Annotated in this window: 15 protein-coding genes; 14 read left to right on the top strand and 1 reads right to left on the bottom strand. The window is 63.0% G+C overall.

Annotated elements, in window-relative coordinates; all coding sequences use genetic code 11:
- Positions 1-10 precede the first annotated feature (10 nt).
- From OU800_RS17865 to OU800_RS17840, 6 genes are all read left to right on the top strand, one after another.
- A complete protein-coding gene (locus OU800_RS17865) occupies positions 11-1177 on the top strand; it encodes a GGDEF domain-containing protein (RefSeq protein ID WP_268178678.1) in 1167 nt (388 codons plus the stop codon).
- A gap of 85 nt (positions 1178-1262) precedes the next feature.
- Positions 1263-2702, top strand: a complete 1440-nt coding sequence (gtfA, locus tag OU800_RS17860; RefSeq protein ID WP_268178677.1) for a sucrose phosphorylase — start codon at positions 1263-1265, stop codon at positions 2700-2702.
- A 63-nt stretch (positions 2703-2765) separates the two neighbouring features.
- Entirely contained in the window at positions 2766-3305 is a 540-nt protein-coding gene (locus OU800_RS17855; protein ID WP_268178675.1) for a YaeQ family protein, read from the top strand.
- A gap of 164 nt (positions 3306-3469) precedes the next feature.
- The gene (recJ, locus tag OU800_RS17850) at positions 3470-5179 is read left to right on the top strand and encodes a single-stranded-DNA-specific exonuclease RecJ (protein WP_268178674.1); all 1710 of its coding nucleotides are present in this window, start codon (positions 3470-3472) and stop codon (positions 5177-5179) included.
- Between the two features lie 100 nt (positions 5180-5279).
- A complete protein-coding gene (locus OU800_RS17845; RefSeq protein WP_268178673.1) occupies positions 5280-6014 on the top strand; it encodes a tellurite resistance TerB family protein in 735 nt (244 codons plus the stop codon).
- A gap of 93 nt (positions 6015-6107) precedes the next feature.
- A complete protein-coding gene (locus OU800_RS17840) occupies positions 6108-7724 on the top strand; it encodes a GMC family oxidoreductase (protein WP_268178672.1) in 1617 nt (538 codons plus the stop codon).
- Here OU800_RS17840 and OU800_RS17835 read toward each other — a convergent pair.
- Positions 7719-9362 carry a GGDEF domain-containing protein gene (locus OU800_RS17835; RefSeq protein ID WP_268178671.1) on the bottom strand — a complete coding sequence of 548 codons (1644 nt, stop codon included), beginning with the start codon at positions 9360-9362 and terminating at the stop codon, positions 7719-7721. The genes OU800_RS17840 and OU800_RS17835 overlap by 6 nt on opposite strands.
- 155 nt (positions 9363-9517) lie before the next feature.
- Between OU800_RS17835 and prfB the strand changes: the two genes are divergently transcribed.
- The 8 genes from prfB to OU800_RS17795 all read left to right on the top strand — a co-directional run bounded on the left by prfB (position 9518) and on the right by OU800_RS17795 (position 18036).
- Positions 9518-10613, top strand: a protein-coding gene (gene prfB, locus OU800_RS17830) for a peptide chain release factor 2 (RefSeq protein WP_268178670.1) whose coding sequence is annotated in 2 segments (ribosomal slippage) — positions 9518-9589 and positions 9591-10613 — 1095 coding nt in all. Because the reading frame shifts where the segments join, the coding sequence is not laid out codon by codon here.
- Between the two features lie 118 nt (positions 10614-10731).
- Entirely contained in the window at positions 10732-12234 is a 1503-nt protein-coding gene (lysS, locus tag OU800_RS17825) for a lysine--tRNA ligase (RefSeq protein WP_268178669.1), read from the top strand.
- A gap of 1111 nt (positions 12235-13345) precedes the next feature.
- Complete coding sequence (locus OU800_RS17820; RefSeq protein WP_268184367.1) at positions 13346-14059, top strand: TetR/AcrR family transcriptional regulator; 714 nt, start codon at positions 13346-13348, stop codon at positions 14057-14059.
- A gap of 36 nt (positions 14060-14095) precedes the next feature.
- Positions 14096-14647 (top strand): hypothetical protein, encoded by a 552-nt coding sequence (locus tag OU800_RS17815; RefSeq protein ID WP_268178668.1) that lies wholly within the window; start codon positions 14096-14098, stop codon positions 14645-14647.
- An 8-nt stretch (positions 14648-14655) separates the two neighbouring features.
- Positions 14656-15945, top strand: a complete 1290-nt coding sequence (locus OU800_RS17810) for a flavohemoglobin expression-modulating QEGLA motif protein (protein ID WP_268178667.1) — start codon at positions 14656-14658, stop codon at positions 15943-15945.
- A gap of 144 nt (positions 15946-16089) precedes the next feature.
- Entirely contained in the window at positions 16090-16836 is a 747-nt protein-coding gene (locus OU800_RS17805) for a TIGR00266 family protein (RefSeq protein WP_268178666.1), read from the top strand.
- The gene (locus tag OU800_RS17800; protein WP_268178665.1) at positions 16826-17716 is read left to right on the top strand and encodes an alpha/beta hydrolase; all 891 of its coding nucleotides are present in this window, start codon (positions 16826-16828) and stop codon (positions 17714-17716) included. Before OU800_RS17805 ends, OU800_RS17800 begins: the two co-directional genes overlap by 11 nt.
- On the top strand, positions 17713-18036 hold the full coding sequence (locus tag OU800_RS17795) for a hypothetical protein (RefSeq protein ID WP_268178664.1): 324 nt from the start codon (positions 17713-17715) through the stop codon (positions 18034-18036). Before OU800_RS17800 ends, OU800_RS17795 begins: the two co-directional genes overlap by 4 nt.
- Positions 18037-18255: the final 219 nt, after the last annotated feature.

The raw sequence follows: 18255 nt of genomic DNA, 5'->3' as shown, positions 1-18255 counted from the left end.
AGTTCCATTGATGTTCCAGTTTCACCTGCCCTCGCTGCTGGTCGCCAATACCTCGGTCATCACCTTGTGTGGCCTGCTTCTGCTGTTCAGTTGGCTGCGAGGCCGCGAGCAGCGCTTGCTGCTGTGGGCAGGCATCATGCTGCTGCTGGCCAGCGCGGGACTGATCCTCAATGCCTTGCGTGGCATGGGAATGGACTGGCTGCCGGTCATCGTTGGCAACATGCTGCTGTTGCTCTGTGGCGCGATGAACTGGACCGCCATGCGCCTGTTCTGTGGGCGCAGCCCCCGTTATGCATGGGTGCTTGCCGGTGCTCTACTGTGGTTGGCGGCTTGCTTCTGGCCGCCGTTCTACCAGAGCCTGCAGGCTCGTGTGTTGTTCAATACCTTGCTGATGGGGGCGTACCTGCTGGCTGCGCTGCTGGAATTGTGGCGAGCACGTTCGCAGCTGGATGTTTCGCCACTCCCCGCCATGATCCTGATCGCCTTTCACCTCGCCTTCATGACCATGCGGGCACTGTTGAGCTTCGATGAGTCGGCAGGTGCGCTACAGAACAGCCCACTGTTCGGTTATCTGTTGATCGAAAGCTTGCTCTACGCGGTGGGCATGGCCTTCGTCATGCTGTCGATGGTCAAGGAGCGTGCCGAGCAGGGGCTGCGCCTGGCGGCCTATCGTGACGTGCTGACCGGTGTCGCCAATCGGCGTGGATTTCTCGAAAGTGGTGAGCGCCTGTTGGCGCTGTGCCGGCGCCAGCAACGGCCGCTGGCGCTGTTGCTGTTCGACCTCGACCATTTCAAACGGATCAACGATGGCTTCGGTCATGCCGCCGGGGATCAGGTGCTGGTCGACTTTGCCAAGCTGGTGCAGGGCCAGATGCGCAAGGAAGACATCTTCGCGCGGATTGGCGGTGAGGAGTTCGCTTGCCTGATCGTGGCTGATCGGCAGCAGGCCATGACGATGGCGGAACGCATTCGCGCTGACTTCTTTACCCTCGAAAGCAACGGCCTGACGCGCAGCGTCAGCATTGGCGTCTCTTTCTGTGCGGATGCTGAGTGTGATCTGCAATGGCTGCTGGCGCAGGCCGATCAGGCCCTGTACAGCGCCAAGCATCAGGGGCGCAACCGCGTGCGGTGCCTGCCGACCGGCGATTGGCTGCTGGTAGCAGAGCCGGCGCGTTAGCCCCACGGCATGGCGCTGTTTCCTTGACAGGCTTGGTGATCTTGGCGTACGCCTTTGTCAGACCATCGAAGACGCCGGGGGGCTCATGACGCTGCGCAATGCCGTTCAACTGATCACCTATCCCGACCGCCTGGGGCGTAACCTGGGGGAACTTTACCAATTCCTCGATCGGCACCTGGGCGATGCCTTGGGCGGCGTGCATATCCTGCCGCTGTACCCCTCCAACGCCGATGGTGGCTTCTCGCCGCTCACCCATATGGAGGTGGATCCACGCTACGGCGACTGGGCGGATGTCGAGCGGATCTCCGCGCGTTTCGACCTGTGCGTCGACCTGGTGATCAGCCATATCGCCGACGAGTCGCCGGAGTTCCTGGACTTCCTCGCCCATGGCCAGAATTCGCGCTATGCGGATCTCTTCGTGCAGGTCGACAGCCTTGGCGAGATCACTCACGACGACCTGGCCAAGATCCATATCCGCAAGGAAAAGGAACCGTTTCGCGAGGTGCGTCTGGCCAGTGGCGAGACCTGTCGGGTCTGGTGCACCTTCACCGAGCGGCAGATCGACCTCAATTACGATTCGCCGCAGACCTACCAGCTAATGGAGCAGTACATGGCCTTTCTCGCCGCGCGCGGGGTCAAGCTGTTCCGTCTGGATGCCTTCGGTTACACCACCAAGCGTATCGGTACCAGTTGCTTCCTGGTGGAGCCGAACGTTTACCGCATTCTCGAGTGGTTCCGCGAAACCGGGGCCAAGTACGATGCCGAGATGATGCCGGAAGTGCATGATCACATCAGCTACCAGTACGCCATCTCGCGGCGGCAGATGCGCCCCTACGGTTTCGCTCTACCGCCGCTGGTGCTGCATGCCTTGCTCAGTGGCAGCAGCCGCTACCTGAAGAACTGGCTGCGCATGTGCCCGCGCAACCAGGTCACCGTGCTCGATACCCATGACGGCATCTGCATCCCGGATGTTGAAGGCATGCTACCCGAGGCGCAGATTCAGTACCTGATCGACGAAGTCTCGACCCGCAGCGCCGACCCCATCCTGCGTCGCTCGGCGGTGAACGTGCACAGCGTCGGCGCCATCTACCAACTCACCTGCACCTTCTACGAGGCCTTGATGCGCAATGACGAGGCCTATATTGCTGCCCGTGCCATCCAGTTCTTCGTGCCCGGTATCCCCCAGGTGTACTACGTCGGCCTGCTGTGCGGCTGCAACGACTTCGACCTGCTCGAGCAGACCGGCGAGGCGCGTGACGTCAATCGCCATTACTATAGCCTGGAGGAGGCCGAGCAGGCCTTGCAGCAGCCGCTGGTGCAGCGCCTGCTGGCGCTGATGCGCTTTCGTTGCCAGCACCCGGCCTTTGAGGGGCGCTTCGAGCTGAACTATTCGACGGATGATCAACTGCAGCTGGCCTGGCGCCATGGTGAGCATTACTGCCGCCTGCACCTCGATCTGAACAGCCTACAGGCGATCATCGATTACACCGACGAGCAGTTGCGGATCACCCGCATGACCTGTTGATGGTCGGCGGGGCCATGCTTTCGGGGTAGACTGGCGTTCTTTCGACCAGCCAAGAAGCCCGCCATGGCCCTGCCATCGACCACCTACAAGATCGAACTGAACCTCACCGACATGGATCGCAGCGTCTACGAGAACCTGCGCTTCACCGTCGCCCGCCACCCCTCGGAAACCGAAGAGCGCCTGGCCGCGCGGTTGATCGCCTATGCACTGTTCTATCACGAGCAACTGGCCTTCGGTCGTGGCCTGTCGGACGTCGACGAACCGGCGCTGTGGGAAAAGAGCCTGGACGATCGCGTGTTGCACTGGATCGAAGTCGGTCAGCCCGATAGCGAGCGCATCACCTGGTGCTCGCGGCGTACCGAAAAGTTCAGCCTGGTGGCCTATGGCAACCTGCGCGTGTGGCAGGGCAAGTGCCTCGACCCGGTGCGCAGCCTGAAGAACATCAACGTGGTCGCTCTGGGCCAGGAGGCGCTGGCCGACCTGGCGCTGGACATGCCGCGTTCGCTGTCCTGGAGCGTGATGATCAGCGATGGCGAGCTGTTCGTCACCGACGAGCGTGGCCAGCATGAAATCCCGCTGGAGTGGTTGGCTGGCCAGCGTTGAAACCGTAGCCGGATGCAGTTCCCTCTCCCCTCGGGGAGAGGGCTAGGGAGAGGGGGATTTCGGCGGCTCGGTGTTGCTGGATTGGCCCTCTCCCCCAGCCCCTCTCCCATAAATGGGAGAGGGGAGAAAAAACCGTACCATCTTGAAAAAGCGACACCTCGCCCATGCGTATCGAAGCCCGTCCCCTACCTGCACAACTGCCTGACCTGGGCAACCTGCCGCCGCTGCTCACCCGTCTCTACGCCGCCCGTGGCGTGCAGTCCGCCGAGGAGCTGGACAAGGGCCTGGCACGGCTGATCCCGTACCAGCAGCTCAAGGGTATAGATGCAGCGGTCAAACTGCTGGTCGAGGCGCTGGCGCAGCGCCAGCGCATCCTGATCGTCGGTGACTTCGACGCTGACGGCGCCACGGCCAGTACGGTCGGTGTGCTCGGTCTGCGCCTGCTTGGTGCGGCGCATGTCGACTATCTGGTGCCGAATCGCTTCGAGTACGGCTATGGCCTGACGCCGGAAATCGTCGCCGTGGCGCTGCAGCGCCAGCCCGATCTGTTGCTGACCGTGGACAACGGCATCTCCAGCGTCGATGGCGTAGCCGCAGCCAAGGCCGCCGGGCTCAAGGTGCTGGTCACCGATCACCATCTGCCGGGGCCGGAACTGCCGGCCGCCGATGCCATCGTCAATCCCAACCAGCCGGGCTGCAGCTTCCCCAGCAAGGCCATGGCAGGCGTCGGGGTGATGTTCTACGTGCTGCTGGCATTGCGTGCGCGCCTGCGTGAAAGCGGCTGGTTCGCCAGCCGTGCGGAGCCGAATCTGGGTGAGCTGCTCGATCTGGTGGCCTTGGGCAGCGTGGCCGACGTGGTGCCGCTGGACGCCAACAACCGCATCCTGGTGCACCAGGGCCTGGCGCGCATCCGTGCCGGACGGGCGCGGCCGGGCCTGCGGGCGATCCTCGAAGTGGCCGGACGCGATCATCGGCGCATCACCTCCACCGACCTGGGCTTTATCCTCGGCCCACGACTGAACGCGGCCGGGCGCCTGGACGACATGAGCCTGGGGATCGAATGCCTGCTCTGCGACGACGAGGCCCTGGCCCGCGACATGGCGGTGCAACTCGACCAGCTCAATCAGGATCGCAAGGCCATCGAGCAGGGCATGCAGCGCGAGGCGCTGGCCCAGCTCAAGGATCTGTCCCTGGACGACATGCCGTTCGGCCTGTGCCTGTTCGAGCCGGACTGGCATCAGGGGGTGATCGGCATTCTCGCCTCGCGTCTGAAGGAGCGTTACCACCGCCCGGCCATCGCTTTCGCCGACGCCGGTGAGGGCATGCTCAAGGGCTCTGCGCGTTCGGTGCCGGGGCTGCATATTCGTGATGCTTTGGACGCCGTGGCCGCAAGGCATCCGGGGCTGATCAGCAAGTTCGGCGGGCATGCCATGGCCGCAGGCCTGTCGCTGCCGCAGGCCAACTTCGGCGCCTTCGCCGCCGCCTTCGACGCCGAAGTGCGCCGTCAGCTCAGCGAGGACGACCTGACCGGGCGCCTGCTCTCCGATGGCCAGCTCGACGCCACCGAATTCCATCTGGAACTGGCCCGTGCCCTGCGCAATGCCGGGCCCTGGGGCCAGCATTTCCCCGAGCCGCTGTTCCATGGTGTGTTCCAGGTCGTCAATCAGCGCATCGTCGGCGAACGCCATCTGAAGCTGGTACTCAAGACCGAATGCGGCAGCGTGCAGCTCGATGGCATCGCCTTCAACATCGACCGCGAGGTCTGGCCCAATCCCACGCTGCGCTGGGCCGAACTGGCCTACAAGCTCGACCTCAACGAGTTCCGTGGCAACGAGAGCGTGCAGTTGATGGTGGCGCATATCGCTCCACGCTGAGTCCGCTGCCGATCCGCGCGCAATATCCTGACGCAATCTCGAACCGACGTCAGCGTGGCTTCGCAGTAGATTCAGGGCTTTCAACTCTCGGAGAGCCTCCATGAACACGCGCGGCCTGCTCGACCAATTATTGAAATCCGGCCAAGACATGCTGCAGCAGCAGGGCGGTGGTGCTTCCTCGTCCGGCCTGGGTGGCGCCTTGGGCGGTCTGCTTGGGGGCAAGTCCGGCAAGGGCGGTGGCAGCGATCTCGGCTCGATGCTCAAGGGCGCCGGTGGTGGTGCGGCGCTGGCCATGCTGCTGGGCAACAAGCGGGTACGCAAGGTCGGTGGCAAGGTGGCGATCTATGGCGGCCTGGCCGCGCTGGGCGTGCTGGCCTACAAGGCCTACGGCAACTGGCAGGCGCAACAGGCCCAGCAGGGTGGCACGCAGCCGGTTGAACCGCAGACCCTGGATCGTTTGCCGGCGCCGCAGGCCGAGCAACACAGCCATGCGATTCTCAAGGCGCTGGTGGCTGCGGCCAAGGCCGACGGCCATGTCGACGAGCGTGAGCGGCAATTGATCGAGGAGGAGCTGGGCAAGCTGGCGCAGGATGCCGAGCTGCAGGCCTGGCTGCATGCCGAGCTGAACAAGCCACTGGATCCGGCCGACGTCGCGCGCGCCGCCAGCACGCCGGAAATGGCCGCGGAAATGTACCTGGCCAGCGTGCTGATGGTGGACGAGGAGCACTTCATGGAGCGCGCCTACCTGGAAGAGCTGGCGCGCCAGCTACAGCTACCGCCAGCGCTCAAGGGTGAGCTGGAGGCGCAGGTGCGAGCCGAGCTGCAGCACGTCTGAGAGCTGTGCTCTCAGACCAAAAGATCATTCATCCTCGCGCTGCGCTTGTTTTAGGCTGTGGGCCAACGACAAGAACGACACGCGAGGATGCCCATGTCGCAAGCACCCCTGGATGCCTATGACTACCTGATCGTCGGCGCCGGCCCCGCCGGTTGCCTGCTGGCCAACCGGCTTTCCGCCGACCCGGGCGTCAGCGTGCTGCTGATCGAGGCAGGCGGGCGCGACAACTACCCCTGGATTCACATTCCCGTCGGTTACCTCTACTGCATCGGCAACCCGCGCACGGACTGGTGCTATGCCACCGAGGCCGATCCCGGCCTGCACGGGCGCAGCCTCAAGTACCCGCGTGGTCGCGTGCTCGGCGGCTGCTCGTCGATCAACGGCATGATCTACATGCGCGGCCAGGCTGCCGACTACGATGCCTGGGCCGCAGCGGGCAATCCGGGGTGGGCCTGGAACGAGGTGCTGCCGCTGTTCAAGCGCACGGAGGATCACTTCGCCGGCAACAGTGCGCTGCACGGCGGCGATGGCGAGTGGCGGGTGGAGCGTCAGCGCCTGTCCTGGGAGATTCTCGAAGCCTTTCGCGAGGCTGCGGCGCAGAGCGGTATCGCCAGCATCGAGGACTTCAACGGCGGCGACAACGAAGGCTGCAGCTACTTCCAGGTCAATCAGAAAGGCGGTGTGCGCTGGAATGCCTCCAAGGCCTTTCTGCGTGGCATTCGCCAGCGCCCGAACCTGCACGTGCTGACGGATGCCGAGGCCGAGCGGGTGGAGCTGGATGCAGCCAGGGCGCAGGCCTTGTCGCTGCGCTGGCAGGGGCGCCAGGTGCGCGTGGCGGCGCGCCGTGAAGTGTTGCTGTGCGCCGGTGCCATCGGTTCGCCCGCGTTGTTGCAACGCTCCGGCATCGGCCCGCGGCCCTTGCTCGAGCGGCTTGGTATCGGGGTGAAGCACGAACTGCCTGGTGTCGGCGAGAACCTGCAGGATCATTTGCAGCTACGCCTGATCTATCGGGTCGAGGGGGTGAAGACGCTCAACCGCATCGCCGCCACGCCCTGGGGCAAGCTGGGCATGGGGCTGGAATACCTGCTCAAGCGTAGCGGCCCGTTGTCCATGGCGCCCAGCCAGCTTGGCGCCTTCGCCAAGTCCGATCCTGGCCAGGCGCGCGCCAATCTGCAGTATCACGTGCAGCCGCTGTCGCTGGATCGTTTCGGCGAGCCGCTGCACGATTTCCCGGCTTTCACCGCCTCGGTATGCAACCTGCGCCCATACAGCCGGGGGCGTGTCGAGATCGCTTCGGCGCAGCTCAAGGATGCGCCCCGTATCAGCCCGCATTACCTGAGCGATGCCCGCGACCTGCAGGTGGCGGCCGCTGCCATTCGCCTGACCCGGCGCATCGTCGCTGCACCGGCACTGGCACCTTACCGGCCGCAGGAATACAAGCCGGGGGCGGGCTACGACAGCGAAGAGGATTTGCAGCGTGCGGCGGGGGAGATCGGCACCACCATCTTCCATCCTGCCGGCACCTGCGCCATGGGGCAGGGGCGTGACGCCGTGGTCGATGCGCGCCTGCGCGTGCACGGCATCGGCGGCTTGCGTGTGGTCGATGCCTCGATCATGCCGACCATCGTTTCCGGCAATACCTGCTCGCCGGTGCTGATGATCGCCGAGAAGGCCGCGCAGATGATCGTGGCCGACGCCCCGGGATCATGAGATCGTGATCGCGCCGTCCTGGAACTGGGCGCGGTTGCGCCCTTCCTGTTTGGCCCGATAGAGGGCCTGGTCGGCCAGCTCCAGCGCCTCGCCGAGGTCGGCGTGATCCAGCGGCCAGATGGCACCGCCGATGCTGCAGCCGATGCGCACTTGGCCCTCTTCCAGTTGCACGGGCTGGCCGAGGCTAGCGATGGCGCGTTCGGCCACCTGGCGCGCCTGCTGGCGGGCATCCGCCTCGTTGACCAGCATGATCATGAGGAATTCGTCACCGCCCAGGCGTGCCACCATGTCGCCGTCGCGCAGGTTGCTCTTGAGACGTTGTGCCAGCTCACGCAACAGGTGGTCGCCGGCGCTGTGACCATAGGTATCATTGATCGGCTTGAAGTCATCGAGATCGAGGTAGAGCAGGGTCAGGCACTGCTGCTGCGCCTGACAACGGTGCTGCGCCCGGGGCAGGTACTTCTCCAGGGCCACACGGTTTGGCAGGCCAGTCAGCGGGTCGTGGTGGGCCAGGGTTTCCATGGCGCCGAGAGCGCGTTTCTGCAGGGTCAGGCTTTCCACCAGATGGCGGATGGACTGGCTTAGCTGGGTGATCTCGCGGCTGCCCTGCATCTCTGGAATCTCGCTGACCTCGCCAGCGCTGAGGCGGTCGGCAGCCTCGGCGATCTCCTGCAGCGGCCGGGTGAAGTAACCGCTGATCAACCAGCCGAAGAAGGCGAAGGCCAGGGCCAGGGCACTGCCCCAGATGAGAATGTTCAGCAGCATACGCTGGGCGGGGGCATAGGCCTGCTCCACCGATTGCCGTGCCACCACCGTCCAGCCCAGGCCGGGATAGTCCTGATAACCCTGGCTGCGAGTCATGCCGGTGAGGTATTCGTTGCCGTCCGGCCAGCGTTGCACCGCCCATTGGCTGCTACCCGGTTGCAGGTCGGCGAGCTTGGGTAGCTCCAGGGGGTGGCCGAGCATCTCGCGTGGGCCGAGCAGTATCGAACCCTCCTTGCCGATGACGAAGAACTCGACGTTGCGCCGTTCCTGTATCGGTTCGAGCAGCGAGCGGCGCACCTCGTAGGCCCAAGCCCAGGACAGGTGCGAGGCCAGTATGCCGACCAGTTCGCCATTGCTGCCCTTGATCGGCAGGCTGATGTCGACGAACTTCATCGCCTCGCCCGAGGGGTTCGACAGCAACTTGGCCAGCAGTACCGCCTCGTGCACGTCGCCGATGAAGATGTTCTTCTGGGCCTCCAGGAAAACCGGGCGTTGCGCGACGCTGGCGCCTTCGAGCAGGCCGTTGCTGGAGGCCAGCACTGTGCCCTGAGGGTCGACGAAGCCAATCCAGGCGATGCTGGGTATCTCTTTCTGCAGATTGTCGAGCAACTGGCGGACTTCACCGAGATCGTCCGGTTGGCGCAGGGCCTGCAAGCTGCCCAGGACTCGTAGCACTGCCGCACGGCTGGCCATGTCACGGTCTAGGCGATCGGCCATGCTGTAGGACAGCTCGGCCAGGTTGCGGCCTGTATCCTCGCGAAACTGCTGGCTGCTGTATTGGCCGATCAATGTCCCCAGCATCCAGCTAAGGGCGCCCACCAGCAGGGCAATGACGAGGGCGAAGCGACTGCGCAGGCTGTAGGAGAGAGGCATCGAGACGATTCATCCGTAGGGAGCATGGGGCCAAGTATAGAGAGCCGCTGATCCCGCGTCTGGAGAATCCTTAGCGCAGGCGGGCTGCCAGGCGCGTTCTCGCTCAGGTATACTCTGCGGCTTTTCCGTCCGATTTGCCGCGAGTGCCTACTACCATGGAAATCAATCCGATCCTCAACGCCATCAAGGATCTGTCCGAGCGCACCCAGACCATTCGGGGGTATCTTTGACTACGATCAAAAGCATGATCGTTTGGTCGAAGTAAACCGCGAGCTGGAAGACGCCAGCGTCTGGAACAAGCCAGAGTACGCGCAAGCCCTGGGCCGTGAGCGCGCCATGCTGGCGCAGATCGTCGAAACCATCGACGACCTCACCGGCAGCCTGAGTGACTCCCGCGACCTGTTGGAAATGGCTGCCGAAGAGAACGACGAAGGTGCGGTGAAGGATATCGTCGCCGAAGTCGAGCGCCTGCGCGAGATCCTCGAGAAGCTGGAATTCCGCCGCATGTTCAGCGGCGAGATGGATCCGAACAACTGCTATCTGGACATCCAGGCCGGCTCCGGCGGCACCGAGGCCCAGGACTGGGCCAACATCCTGCTGCGCATGTACCTGCGCTGGGCCGACAAGCGCGGCTTCAGTGCCGAGATCGTCGAACTGTCCGAGGGCGAAGTCGCCGGCATCAAGGGTGCCACCGTGCACATCAAGGGTGAGTACGCCTTCGGTTGGCTGCGCACCGAGATCGGCGTGCACCGCCTGGTGCGCAAGAGCCCGTTCGACTCCGGTGCTCGTCGCCACACCTCGTTCTCGGCGGTGTTCGTGTCCCCCGAGATCGACGACAAGGTGGAGATCGAGATCAACCCGTCCGACCTGCGCATCGACACCTACCGCTCCTCCGGTGCCGGTGGTCAGCACGTCAATACCACCGATTCGGCGGTGCGGATTACCCACGTGCCGACCAACACCGTGGTGGCCTGCCAGAACGAACGCTCCCAGCACGCCAACAAGGACACCGCCATGAAGATGCTGCGGGCCAAGTTGTACGAGCTGGAGATGCAGAAGCGCAACGCCGCCTCGCAGGCGCTGGAAGACTCCAAGTCGGACATCGGCTGGGGCCACCAGATCCGTTCCTACGTGCTCGATGACTCGCGTATCAAGGACCTGCGTACCGGCGTCGAGCGCAGCGACTGCCAGAAGGTGCTCGACGGCGACCTCGACGGCTATCTCGAGGCCAGCCTCAAACAGGGGCTTTGACAGCAGTCGCAAGCTTCAAGCTACAAGCCGCAAGTGAAGCGGATGAGCCTCTGAGGAGGCATTCGCTTCAACCTGCAGCGATCTTTCCAGAATGATGATTTGACCGGGACGACCCGCAATGAGCGACCAACAACTCGACCACAACGAACTGCAACAGGAAGAAAACAAGCTGATTGCCCAGCGCAAGGAAAAGCTTGCTGCCGTCCGTGAGCAGGGCATTGCCTTCCCCAACGATTTCCGCCGCGACAGCCTGTGCGCCGACCTGCAGAAACAGTACGAGGGCAAGAGCAAGGAAGAGCTGGAAGCCGCTGCCATCCCGGTGAAGATCGCCGGTCGCATCATGCTCAACCGTGGCGCCTTCATGGTGCTGCAGGACACCTCCGGTCGCCTGCAGGTCTATGTCAACCGCAAGACCCTGCCGGCCGAGCAGCTGGAAGCGGTCAAGCACTTCGACCTGGGCGACATCATCGCTGCCGAGGGCACCCTGGCGCGTTCGGGCAAGGGCGACCTGTACGTCGACATGCAGAACGTGCGTCTGCTGACCAAGTCGCTGCGCCCGCTGCCGGACAAGCACCACGGTCTGACCGACACCGAGCAGCGCTACCGCCAGCGTTACGTCGACCTGATCGTCAACGAAGAAGTACGCCACACCTTCCGCGTGCGCTCGCAGGTGATCGCGCATATCCGTCGTTTCCTCAACGAGCGCGGCTTCCTCGAAGTGGAAACCCCGATGCTGCAGACGATCCCGGGTGGTGCGGCAGCCAAGCCATTCGAGACTCACCACAACGCGCTGGACATGGCCATGTTCCTGCGTATCGCCCCGGAGCTGTACCTCAAGCGTCTGGTGGTCGGTGGCTTCGAGAAAGTGTTCGAGATCAACCGCAACTTCCGTAACGAAGGTGTTTCGACCCGGCACAACCCCGAGTTCACCATGCTCGAGTTCTACCAGGCCTATGCCGACTACCGCGACAACATGGATCTGACCGAGGAACTGTTCCGCGAGCTGGCCCTGGCCGTGCTGGGCAGCACCGACGTGCCGTATGGCGACAAGGTGTTCCATTTCGGCGAGCCCTTCGTGCGCCTGTCGGTGTACGACTCGATCCTCAAGTACAACCCGGACATCAGCGAAGCTGACCTGAACGACGTCGAGAAGGCCCGCGCCATCGCCAAGAAGGCCGGCGCCAAGGTGCTTGGCCACGAAGGCCTGGGCAAGCTGCAGGTGATGATTTTCGAGGAGCTGGTGGAGAGCAAGCTGGAGCAGCCGCACTTCATCACCGAGTATCCGTTCGAGGTCTCGCCGCTGGCCCGTCGCAACGACCAGAATCCGGCTGTGACCGACCGCTTCGAGCTGTTCATCGGTGGCCGCGAGATCGCCAACGCCTACTCCGAGCTCAACGATGCCGAAGACCAGGCCGAGCGCTTCCTCGCCCAGGTGGCGGAGAAGGATGCCGGTGACGACGAGGCCATGCACTACGACGCCGACTTCGTCCGTGCCCTGGAGTACGGCATGCCGCCCACCGCCGGTGAAGGCATCGGCATCGACCGCCTGGTGATGCTGCTGACCAACTCGCCATCGATCCGCGACGTCATCCTCTTCCCGCACATGCGCCCACAGGCTTGATGCCTTGGCAGGGGCTCACTGTGAACCCTGCTAATGATTCGTAGAAAAGAACGCCGCATCCGGTAACGGAGTGCGGCGTTTTTTTTCGGTTCTTCGCGGAATCTCGAGGAAATCAGTATTAACACCGGACTGGCAAGTTTGTGTGTTGGTTTCGGTGTTCTAGCTACTTATCAGTGTTTAGCTGATGCCTCCCGTTTCGCCCCCCGGCGACCTTCTTTTGTCAAACGCCACAAAAGAAGGCAAAAAGGCAGCCCCGCCATCCGAGCTAGGCGCCCCCGCCCCTCTACGCAACAATTCCACTCACCCTCCTGAAGGGGCCACTCGCGCGCCTGAACGAACAGGTATACCAGGTTAGTCCTGCGTGCTCTGGCGGCTGTGAAGTCGCGATGTGGCTGTCGAATTAAACCAATACTTTCATTCGTACAGTTTCACTCACTTGAATAGTTTGCCGGCCTGCGGCCGGCATTCTGGTCAGCCCTAAGGCTGACCTCATATTCAAGCACTCCGTACTACTTCTGGGTTACCTCGGGCTCAGGCGCGTGCAGAGCCCGCCCAGGAGGGCGAACGGAGTCGTCGTGGAAGAGGTCGAGCGACATGGATGTCGCGAGAGCCACGATGGGCCAGGGATGGCCCCACCGTGGCGGGCCTCTGGAGCGGCGATGGAGTGAGCGAACCCTCGCGCAGCGAGGGCCGGATGATCGGGCGGAAGGTTTTGGTTACTTTGCCCGCAAAGTGACTCGCCCGGGAGGGCGAAACCAAAAACATCAGCAAAAACGCGGCAATTCGGAACAAACACCCGAACAAACAACAAGCACTCACACAAACTTGCCAGTCCGGTGTCAACCAGGCATTCCCCCTGAAAATGCGATGAACCTTTTTCGGCGTTCGAGCGGCTTGTGGGGTTCGGCTGGCAGGTGACTTGCTCCTACACCTTGGTCGGTGCGCATCGGAGCACCTTTTATTCGCCTTTTAGCCGCTTTTTTCCGGTCAATTCCGGCCAAATTCAACATTCGCCATCAAAATAGCATCATTCCGCGTAGCGGAATCTTTTGGTCGTCCCGCTAAGCCATTACTCTCCAGGCATGATTTGTACCCAGAGGGTTGCCTTGTCGTGAACCATATACCGTTCCCCCCGAGTGCCGCCGAGGCGGCCAACGCAGTCGCAGAAAGCGTTCAGTACCAGGGTCGCAAGACCAGCCGCAAGGGCAGCGAGCAGCGCCGCCAGGCCATCCTCGACGCCTCCATGCGCATCATCGTCCGCGATGGCGTGCGCGCGGTGCGTCATCGTGCGGTGGCGAGCGAGGCGAATGTGCCGCTCTCGGCTACCACCTACTATTTCAAAGACATCAACGATCTCATTACCGACACCTTCGCCCAGTTCGTCGAACGTAGCGCAGAGTACATGGCCGAATTCTGGCAAAGCATGCAAGCCGTCGTGGTGGCACTGGCTGCTCGACTCGATGGCAGCGCCGAGGCTCGCCAGCAGGTGGTGGACGAACTTGCCGAACTCGCCATGCAGTACATCCACAACCAGTTGCAGGAGCGGCGCGAGCATCTGATCGCCGAACGAGCCTTTTTCCTCGAGTCACTGCTCAATCCACGTTTGTACGGCTTGGCGCAGGCGCATCGGTGGATACTTTTGCAGGGTGTCACGCACTTCTTTGAAATACTGGGTTCCAGTCAGCCGCAAGAGGATGGAGAACTGTTGACGGCCCTCATCCTGCAGATGGAGTATCGAGGCTTGCTCGAAGGTATCGAGCAACAGGACAGGCAGGCGATGCTGGCCATATTCAAACGTTATATCGATCTGGCTCTGGGGCGCTGACGCGATCCTGCCGGGGCGGTGCACAAGGAGAGCGAAATGAAAGCCTGGCGCGTACTGGCCGCCTTGTCCTTTCTGTTGTTGAGTGGTTGCCTGGTCACCTTCAGGGAACCGATCCCGGCCAACGAGGCGGCGCCGATTCCTCTGTTGGGGCAGTGGACGCGCGAGGACGAATGGGGCGAACGGCTCTTTCTGGAAATTACCCGTGCTGGCGCCAATCTGTACGAGGCACGCCTGTACGAAGGCAGCCCGGACAGCCTCGATAACCTCGAGCAGTTCGGCTTCACCGTGGCTCATCATGGCCGGCGCTGGTATCTTTCCGCCGGATTGCCCAAGAGCCTGGGCGCCAACTTCGCCATTGCCGGCTTCGAGTTGACCCGTGGCAACGAGCTGGTGATCTTCAATCTCGACAGCGAACACCTGCTCGCCGATATGCAGAAGGGCCTGCTGGAAGGCCACCCCATCGACATGCCGGAGGGAGAGGGCGTGCTGATCACCAGCCCACTGGACAAGGTGCTGGCCTACCTCGATGACCCGGCCAATGCCGACCTGTTCGTCGAAGTGGCGCGTTATCAGCGGGTGGCCGAATAGGAAGTGCAATGAACAGCCAGCAGAAACTGGACGACTATCAACTCTGCATTCGCGCCTTGAGCGACCGTATCGTCGAGGCGCAGACGCCGATCCGCGTGCTGGATGCGGTGAAATGGGACGATGGCATCCGCGACGCCTTCCTCAAGGCCAAGGGCAAGGTATTGCCCGCCGTGGATCGCGACTATTACCTGAGCCGACCACTGGCCTTCGATGCCCAGGCCAAGAAGCTGGAATTCCAGAACATCGAGCGCGACATCACCCGCCAGCTCGGCCAGTTCAACCCGGTCGGGCAGATCATGCGGCGCATGTGCAAGGAATACCGCATGGTCATCCGCATGCTCGAAGCGCGCGGCACCGAAGACTTCGGCCTGATCAGCCAGGAACTCTACGGCGCAGCCTCCGATGCCTTCCATGCCGGTGATCCAACCCTGGCTGACCTCGGTCTGATGCTCTCGGACTACCTCAACAACATCGCCACCCGTGGCGATCTGGAAGACGAGCCCAAGACCCTCGGTGCGGGCGATGCGGTGAACATCCTGCAGCAGCGCCTGGCTGGGGTGTTCGGCGACGACACCGTGCGCGTGCTGGAGTCCGACGGCATTCTCGCCGATGCCGCGGCGGGCGCCGATTACATCAAGATCCGCAGCGACGCGCGCTTCAACGAGCGTGACGTCAAGGCCCTGGAAGTGCATGAAGGGCTGGTGCACGTCGGCACCACGCTTAATGGCCTCAATCAGCCGATCTGCACCTTCCTGGCCAAGGGGCCGCCTTCGTCCACCGTGACCCAGGAAGGCCTGGCCATCCTCATGGAAGTGATCGCCTTCGCCTCCTACCCGACGCGCCTGCGCAAGCTGACCAACCGCACCCGTGCCATCCACATGGCGGAGGAGGGCGCGGATTTCATCGAGGTATTCGAGTTCTTCCGCGAGCAGGGTTATGGGCAGGAGGGCAGCTACAGCAACGCCAGCCGGGTATTCCGTGGCGCCTTGCCCAACGGTTTGCCCTTCACCAAGGACCTGTCCTATCTCAAGGGCTTCATCCTGATTTACAACTACATTCAGTTGGCGGTGCGCAAGGGCAAGCTGGAGCAGATTCCGCTGCTGTTCTGCGGCAAGACCACCCTGGAAGACATGCGCACCCTGCGCAAACTGGTGGATGAGGGCCTGGTGCTGCCGCCCAAGTATCTGCCCCCGCAGTTCCAGGACATGAACGCGCTGTCGGCCTGGATGTGCTTCTCCAACTTCCTCAACCATTTGAGCCTGGATCGCATCGAAGCGGACTACGCCAATATTCTGTAAAAGCTGCAAGCTGCAAGCTGCAAGCTGCAAGCTGCAAGCTGCAAGCTGCAAGCTGCAAGCTGCAAGCTGCAAGTGGCAAGCGGTTTGCTCGATCAACTTGCAGCTTGTGGCTTGAAGCTTGTCGCTAACCGAAGGTTCCCCCCCATGCCCAGCCATCAACTCGAATACGAAATTCTCGGCAGCTCCGCCCAATCGGTGGAGATCATCCTCGACCCCGGCGAGACGGTGATCGCCGAAGCCGGGGCGATGAACTACATGACCGAGGGCGTGCGCTTCGAGACGCGCATGGGCGATGGCTCGTCCAGCGGCCTGCTCGGCAAGCTGTGGAGTGCCGGCAAGCGCATGCTAACCGGCGAGTCGCTGTTCATGACCCACTTCAGCAATGCCGGCAAGACGCAGGCGCGTGTCGCCTTCGCCGCGCCTTATCCCGGCACCGTGGTGCCCATCGACCTGGCCCAGGTTGGTGGCCGGCTGATCTGCCAGAAGGACGCCTTTCTCTGCGCCGCCTATGGCACGCGCATCGGCATCAGCTTCGCCAAGCGCATTGGCGCCGGTTTCTTCGGCGGCGAAGGCTTCGTCCTGCAGAAGCTCGAAGGCGATGGCCTGGCCTTCGTGCATGCCGGCGGCACGGTGATCCGCAAGGAGCTGAACGGCGAGACTCTGCGTCTGGATACCGGCTGCCTGGTGGCCTTCAGCGACGGTCTCGATTACGACATCGCTCTGGCCGGTGGCCTCCGCAGCATGCTCTTTGGTGGGGAGGGCCTGCTGCTGGCCACGCTCAAGGGCACGGGTACGGTGTGGATCCAGAGCCTGCCTTTCTCGCGCCTGGCCGAGCGGGTCTACGCGGCAACCGTGCAAGCCCGCGAAGAGGTGCGTGCGGGTGGCAAGTAGGCTGCGCGCACTGAGCCTGCTGATCGTCAGCCTATGGCTGGGCGGGTGTAGCGGGCTGCTGTTCTACCCCGAGCCAGGGCTGCCTTTCACTCCCGAGCGGGCTGGCCTGGAGTATCGCGATATCGAACTGCGCGCCGCCGATGGCACGCGTCTGCATGCCTGGTGGTTGCCGGCCAAGCCGGGTGTGGCCGTCAAAGGCACCGTGCTGCATCTGCATGGCAATGGCGGCAATCTGGCCTGGCACCTGGGCGGCACCTACTGGCTACCGGAGCAGGGCTATCAGGTGCTGATGCTCGATTACCGGGGTTATGGCCTGTCCGAAGGGGTGCCGCGCCTGCCGGCGGTGTATCAGGATATCGACGCCGCGTTCGCCTGGCTGGATCAGGCGCCCGAGACGCAGGGTAAACCCTTGACGCTGCTCGGGCAGAGCCTGGGCGGCGCCCTGGCCGTGCATTATCTGGCCCTGCATCCCGAGCGTCGAGCGCGGCTGCACGGGCTGGTGCTCGACGGCGTGCCGGCCAGTTATCGCGATGTGGCGCGTGACGTGCTGAGCCAATCCTGGCTGACCTGGCCGTTGCAGGTGCCGCTGTCCTGGCTGGTGCCGGACGGCGACAGCGCCATTGCTTCCATCGCCCAGCTCGAGCCCTTGCCATTGCTGATCTTCCACAGCCTTGACGACGAGGTCGTGGCGTTTTCCAATGGCGAGCGCCTGAACCAGGCGGCCCGCTCGCCACGTCGCTTCATTGAAACCCGTGGTGGGCACGTGCAGACCTTCGCCGAGGATGCCTGGCGCCAGGTGCTGCTGACCTTTCTGCAAGACCCACTGGCCTTAGTCGACTCGCCCATTCCTCCCGCTTCCGTTTCCGAGACCTCGCAATGAAAGAACGTGATCCCATCCCCATGATCCTCACCGGCGTGGCCAGCATCGTCGGCACCATCGGCGTGCTCTGGTACTACGGCTATCTGCATTTCGCCAAGCCTGAGGACGCGCTGTTGCTGTCGGAGTTCACCATGCTCAAGACCATCCCGGGGGAGGATTACAAGGTGTCGCTCAAGCCTGCCGACCAGGTGGCGCAGTGTGTCGATGGCGTGCTGGTGCTGTTCGACACCCAGCAGAAGGGGCTGACTGGTGTATTGGTGGACAGCAAGAAGCAGGCCGTACGTTGCCTGGGGCAGGAAACGCCAGCGCTGGAGCAGTAAGGCGGCGCAGGGCGTTCAGGCCCCCTGGCAGGGGTAAAAAGAAAGGTTCTTCGCGGAATCTCGGGAAAATTAGTATTGATACCGGACTGGCAATACGGTGTGAGTTATTCTCGTGTCTGTTCCGAATTGCCGCGTTTTTGCTGATGTTTTTGGTTTCGCCCTCCCGGGCGAGTCACTTTTGACGGGCAAAAGTAACCAAAACCCTCCGCCCGGTCATCC

Origin of the sequence: Pseudomonas sp. GOM7, assembly GCF_026723825.1 — a bacterium.
In the GTDB taxonomy this organism is placed as follows: Bacteria; Pseudomonadota; Gammaproteobacteria; order Pseudomonadales; family Pseudomonadaceae; genus Aquipseudomonas.
Note: the sequence above shows the minus strand (reverse complement) of the source record. Positions and strands in the feature narration are given on the sequence as shown.

What these genes read in the sequence shown, in the direction of transcription:
- OU800_RS17865 (WP_268178678.1), top strand. Translation starts at nt 11, where the DNA reads ATGTTCCAGTTTCACCTGCCCTCGCTGCTGGTCGCCAATACCTCGGTC.
- gtfA (WP_268178677.1), top strand. Translation starts at nt 1,263, where the DNA reads ATGACGCTGCGCAATGCCGTTCAACTGATCACCTATCCCGACCGCCTG.
- OU800_RS17855 (WP_268178675.1), top strand. Translation starts at nt 2,766, where the DNA reads ATGGCCCTGCCATCGACCACCTACAAGATCGAACTGAACCTCACCGAC.
- recJ (WP_268178674.1), top strand. Translation starts at nt 3,470, where the DNA reads ATGCGTATCGAAGCCCGTCCCCTACCTGCACAACTGCCTGACCTGGGC.
- OU800_RS17845 (WP_268178673.1), top strand. Translation starts at nt 5,280, where the DNA reads ATGAACACGCGCGGCCTGCTCGACCAATTATTGAAATCCGGCCAAGAC.
- OU800_RS17840 (WP_268178672.1), top strand. Translation starts at nt 6,108, where the DNA reads ATGTCGCAAGCACCCCTGGATGCCTATGACTACCTGATCGTCGGCGCC.
- OU800_RS17835 (WP_268178671.1), bottom strand. Translation starts at nt 9,362, where the DNA reads ATGCCTCTCTCCTACAGCCTGCGCAGTCGCTTCGCCCTCGTCATTGCC.
- lysS (WP_268178669.1), top strand. Translation starts at nt 10,732, where the DNA reads ATGAGCGACCAACAACTCGACCACAACGAACTGCAACAGGAAGAAAAC.
- OU800_RS17815 (WP_268178668.1), top strand. Translation starts at nt 14,096, where the DNA reads ATGAAAGCCTGGCGCGTACTGGCCGCCTTGTCCTTTCTGTTGTTGAGT.
- OU800_RS17810 (WP_268178667.1), top strand. Translation starts at nt 14,656, where the DNA reads ATGAACAGCCAGCAGAAACTGGACGACTATCAACTCTGCATTCGCGCC.
- OU800_RS17805 (WP_268178666.1), top strand. Translation starts at nt 16,090, where the DNA reads ATGCCCAGCCATCAACTCGAATACGAAATTCTCGGCAGCTCCGCCCAA.
- OU800_RS17795 (WP_268178664.1), top strand. Translation starts at nt 17,713, where the DNA reads ATGAAAGAACGTGATCCCATCCCCATGATCCTCACCGGCGTGGCCAGC.